The 3,280-nt window shown below is 63.0% G+C and carries 4 protein-coding genes; all 4 read left to right on the forward strand.

Features of this window, described 5'->3' with window-relative positions; genetic code table 11:
• Positions 1-576, forward strand: a 576-nt coding sequence (locus VGH68_RS05775; RefSeq protein WP_331602567.1) for a molybdopterin dinucleotide binding domain-containing protein, incomplete at its 5' end; no start/stop codon positions are given.
• 76 nt (positions 577-652) lie between these two features.
• Complete coding sequence (locus tag VGH68_RS05780) at positions 653-2,056, forward strand: cytochrome ubiquinol oxidase subunit I (RefSeq protein WP_331602568.1); 1,404 nt, start codon at positions 653-655, stop codon at positions 2,054-2,056.
• A 45-nt stretch (positions 2,057-2,101) separates the two neighbouring features.
• Positions 2,102-3,088, forward strand: coding sequence for a cytochrome d ubiquinol oxidase subunit II (cydB, locus tag VGH68_RS05785; protein ID WP_331602569.1), 987 nt, complete (start codon positions 2,102-2,104; stop codon positions 3,086-3,088).
• Between the two features lie 36 nt (positions 3,089-3,124).
• On the forward strand, positions 3,125-3,280 hold a 156-nt coding region (locus VGH68_RS05790), incomplete at its 3' end, for a bestrophin family ion channel (RefSeq protein WP_331602570.1).

Genomic DNA, 3,280 nt, shown 5'->3' on the forward strand with positions numbered 1-3,280 from the left:
GTGCGGGACGCGATCGAGAGCGTCCTCGACGACTTCGAACACTACAACGAACGGATCGCGAATCCGGGCGGCTTTCACCTGCGCGTCGCCTCCCGCGAGCGCGACTGGCAGACAGCGACCGGCAAGGCAAACTTCGTCGTCCATCAGATCGAGGAGGACACCCCGATCCGCCGCGCGAAGAAGCTGCACGGCGAACGCGTGATGACGCTGATGACGACCCGTTCGCACGACCAGTACAACACCACGATCTACGCGCTTGACGACCGCTACCGCGGCGTGTTCGGGCAACGCCGTGTCGTGTTCGTGAACCCCAGCGACCTGGAAATGCTCGGCTTCAAAGCAGGCGATTGGGTCGACATGACGACCGTGTGGGACGACGGCATCGAACGGCGGGCCGACTCGTTCCTGCTCGTCGAGTACGACATTCCGCGTGGCTGCATCGGCTCGTACTACCCCGAGACGAACCCGCTCGTCCCGCTCTCGAGCGTCGGCGACGTGTGCAACACGCCGACCTCGAAGTCGGTCCCGGTGCTGCTGCATCGGTCCGCGCCGCCAGCCGCAAGCGCCGCTGCGTGAGCCCACCGCCTCATGAATTGAGCAGCGCGCCGGGCGGCGCGCTCATCTGATTTTCACTTTACCCTTGGTGCCCGATATGCCACTCGAAGCCTTACATCTCGCGCGCGGCCAGTTCGCAATGACCGCCATCTTCCATATCCTGTGGCCGATTCTGACGATCAGTCTGTCGGCCTTTCTGCTCGTCGTCGAAATTCTCTGGGTGCGCACGAGCGAGGTTGTGTGGTATCGCCACGCTCGCTTCTGGAGCAAGCTGCTTGTTTTGAATTTTGCCGTCGGCGTCGTGAGCGGCATTCCGATGGAGTTTCAGTTCGGCACCAACTGGGGACCGTTTTCGCAGTTCACCGGCCAGTTCTTCGGCAATATCCTCGGCTTTGAAGGCGCGATGGCCTTCATGCTCGAGGCGGGCTTCGTCGGCATCATGATGCTCGGATGGGGACGCGTGCCGAAGGGGGTGCATCTGTTCGCCACCTCGATGGTCGCGCTGGGATCGTCGATCTCAGCGTTCTGGATCATGGTGGCCAACTCATGGATGCAGACGCCAGCCGGCGTCGCGGTCGTCGACGGCAAGATCGTCGTAACCGATTATGTGAAGGCAATCTTCAGCCCTGACATGGCCTGGGGCGTGTCGCACATGTGGTTCGCCGCGCTTGAGACCGGCCTCGTGGTTATCGCCGGCCTTTCCGCCTACTACCTGCTGAAGCGCCGCAACCCCGAGTTCTTCGTGCGTTCGTTCAAGCTCGCGCTGCTGTTGCTCGTGTTCGTCGCGCCGGTGCAGATCTGGCTCGGCGATTCGAGCGGCGTCGACGTGTTCGCAACTCAGCCCGCCAAGGGCGCGGCGATCGAAGGCCACTGGGAAACCAACGCCCCCGGCACCGGCGCCTCCTGGTCGCTGCTCGCATGGCCCGACAAGGCGAAACAACGCAATGACTGGTCGATCGAAGTCCCCGGCCTGCTGAGCGTCCTCGGCACGCACAGCCTGCACGGCCAGGTCAAAGGTCTCGCGGACATCCCGGTAGTCGACCAGCCGCCGATGCTGCCGCTCCTCTACTACACGTTCCGCGCGATGGCGGGCATCGGCTTCCTCTTCATGGTCCTTGCTTTCTGGACGGCATTCGCGTTGCGCCGGGCACGCGGCCGACTCGATGCGCTGCTCGCGCAACGCAAGTTGCTGCTCGCCTGGGTGCTGGCCATTCAGCTGCCTTATATCGCGGTCGAATGCGGCTGGATCGTCCGCGAAGTCGGGCGCCAGCCATGGGTCGTGTACGGCTTGCTTCGCACCGAACACGCGGCTTCCGCCATCCCTCCCATTGCGATTACCGGCAGCATGATGATGTTCGCCGTCTTCTACGTGGTCCTGCTCTCGTCGTTCTTCTACTTCGCGCGCCGCTGGCTGAAGAACGGACCCGACGTCACACTCATGCCCCCGGCCGAGCCGTTGCCGTCACGTCAGCCCGTCGCGCAGGCCACGGTCGAGCACTGAGCCGACGACGCCTCCGTTCAAGATCATCCAGAAAGGTTATTCAAAATGAATCCAGTCACCGCTGAAAGTTTGCTGAGCCATGCGTGGTTTGGCCTGATCGGGCTGATGCTCGTGCTCTATGTGATCACCGACGGCTTCGACCTCGGTGTCGGCATCCTGAGTTTGTTCCGTTCGAAGGAGTCCGACCGAAATCTGATGATCCAGTCGATCGGGCACGTCTGGGACGCCAACGAAACGTGGCTCGTCGTGCTCGGCGGCGCGCTCTTCGGCGCATTCCCTGCTGCGTACGCGATGTTGCTGTCGGACCTGTACGTGCCTGTGATGGTGCTGATCGCGAGCCTGATCATGCGCGGCGCCGCGATCGAATTTCGTCACGCAGCGACGGGCACGCGGCCGATATGGGACCGGGTGTTCGGCATCGGCAGCCTGCTTACCGCGGCGTGCCAGGGTGTGATTCTCGGCAAGGTCATCACCGGCATGTTGCCGGGCGGCCTTCACGCGGGATTCGTCGCGATGACCGCAATCGGCGTCGTGTCGGGCTATGCGCTGCTCGGCGCCACCTGGCTTGTCAAGAAGACCACCGGCCGGCTGGAAGCGGCTGCACGGCGCTACTCGATGATCGCGGTCGTGACAACGGTGGCCGCCGCCATCGTCATCTCGATCGGCACGCTGATGCTGAGCCCGATCGGCGCGGAGCGCTGGGCACAAGCCAGTGTGTTCCATGTCCTCGTCGCGCTCGCGATCGTCGCGGCGCTGGCCTTCTGCTACGTGCTCTATTCGGTGCATATGGGTGGCGAGCACGGCCCGTTCAACGCGTCGATGGTCCTGTTCGTCGCGTCGTTTGCGGGCCTCGCTGTCAGCCTCTTCCCGTACATCGTGCCGGGACAGTTGAGCATCGCGTCTGCCGCATCGAACAGCAGCACGCTGATCTTCATGCTGATCGGCATCGGCACCGTGATGCCGGTCATGATCGGCTACAACCTGTACCAGTATCACCTGTTCCGCGGCAAGGTCATTCCGGTCCACCATTGATCGATAGTCTTACACCGCCAAACACCGGAGCGCGAAGTGATCGTCAGGCCCCCGCATAACTGGTTCCGCATGCTGTTCGTGTGGAACGGATCGGTACTTCAATCGATCATCCCGCAACTGGCCGTCCTGGCGCTGGTGGGGGTACTGGCGGTCATCGCCCACCGGTACAAGTTCGGTGCGAGTATTCCGCTC

It is taken from the genome of Paraburkholderia sp. (genome assembly GCF_036488505.1).
GTDB lineage: Bacteria > Pseudomonadota > Gammaproteobacteria > Burkholderiales > Burkholderiaceae > Paraburkholderia.

Bases quoted from the DNA above. Each gene is read 5' to 3' on its own strand.
- VGH68_RS05780 (WP_331602568.1), top strand. From the start codon at position 653: ATGCCACTCGAAGCCTTACATCTCGCGCGCGGCCAGTTCGCAATGACC.
- cydB (WP_331602569.1), top strand. From the start codon at position 2,102: ATGAATCCAGTCACCGCTGAAAGTTTGCTGAGCCATGCGTGGTTTGGC.